The following is a 1,538-nucleotide window of genomic DNA, read 5'->3' on the forward strand; positions in this document are numbered from 1 at the left end:
TAACCCAAGGCAACTTGCGGTTATATGGTCAAGCGAATAAGCGCACACGGTGGATGCCTTGGCGGTCAGAGGCGATGAAGGACGTGGCAGCCTGCGAAAAGTATCGGGGAGCTGGCAACAAGCTTTGATCCGGTAATGTCCGAATGGGGAAACCCACCCGCTTGCGGGTATCCTGCAGTGAATACATAGCTGCTGGAAGCGAACCTGGTGAACTGAAATATCTAAGTAACCAGAGGAAAAGAAATCAACCGAGATTCCCTGAGTAGCGACGAGCGAACGGGGACTAGCCCTTAAGCTGGAATGGTTCTAGAAAAACAGCCTGGAACGGCTGGCCATAGAAGGTGATAGCCCTGTATTTAAAAGGGCCACTCCAGTGAAGACGAGTAGGGCGGGGCACGTGAAACCCTGTCTGAACATGGGGGGACCATCCTCCAAGGCTAAATACTACTGACCGACCGATAGTGAACCAGTACCGTGAGGGAAAGGCGAAAAGAACCCCGGAGAGGGGAGTGAAATAGATCCTGAAACCGTGTGCGTACAAGCAGTAGGAGCTCGAAAGAGTGACTGCGTACCTTTTGTATAATGGGTCAGCGACTTACTGTTCGTGGCAAGCTTAACCGTATAGGGGAGGCGAAGGGAAACCGAGTCTGATAAGGGCGCATAGTCGCGGGCAGTAGACCCGAAACCGGGTGATCTAGTCATGGCCAGGGTGAAGGTGCCGTAACAGGTACTGGAGGCCCGAACCCACGTCTGTTGCAAAAGACGGGGATGAGCTGTGATTAGGAGTGAAAAGCTAATCGAACCCGGAGATAGCTGGTTCTCCTCGAAAGCTATTTAGGTAGCGCCTCATATGTATCCTCTCGGGGGTAGAGCACTGTTATGGCTAGGGGGTCATCGCGACTTACCAAACCATTGCAAACTCCGAATACCGAGACGGACTGTATGGGAGACACACGGCGGGTGCTAACGTCCGTCGTGAAAAGGGAAACAACCCAGACCCACAGCTAAGGTCCCAAATTCACTGCTAAGTGGAAAACCATGTGGAAAGGCACAGACAGCCAGGAGGTTGGCTTAGAAGCAGCCACCCTTTAAAGAAAGCGTAATAGCTCACTGGTCGAGTCGGTCTGCGGGGAAGATTTAACGGGGCTAAGCAGTGAACCGAAGCTTGGGGTGTGCATATTTATATGTACGCGGTAGAGGAGCGTTCCGTAAGCCGTTGAAGGTGGATTGAGAAGTCTGCTGGAGGTATCGGAAGTGCGAATGCTGACATGAGTAACGATAATGCGGGTGAAAAACCCGCACGCCGAAAGCCCAAGGTTTCCTTGCGCAACGTTAATCGGCGCAGGGTGAGTCGGCCCCTAAGGCGAGGACGAAAGTCGTAGTCGATGGGAAGCAGGTTAATATTCCTGCACCTCGCGTAAGTGCGATGGAGGGACGGAGAAGGTTAGGTGTACCCGGCGTTGGTTGTCCGGGGGAAAGGCGGTAGGTTTGGATCTTTGGCAAATCCGGGATCCTTTAAGACCGAGCACCGAGACGAG

Annotated in this window: 1 rRNA gene; it reads left to right on the top strand. The window is 53.1% G+C overall.

The features are described 5' to 3' along the window. Positions 1 to 26: 26 nt before the first annotated feature. Positions 27 to 1,538 (top strand): 23S ribosomal RNA (locus tag ORK51_RS17855); the annotation flags it as partial.

The sequence above is a fragment of the Stenotrophomonas sp. RIT-551 genome, assembly GCF_026241915.1.
In the GTDB taxonomy this organism is placed as follows: domain Bacteria; phylum Pseudomonadota; class Gammaproteobacteria; order Xanthomonadales; family Xanthomonadaceae; genus Stenotrophomonas; species Stenotrophomonas bentonitica_A.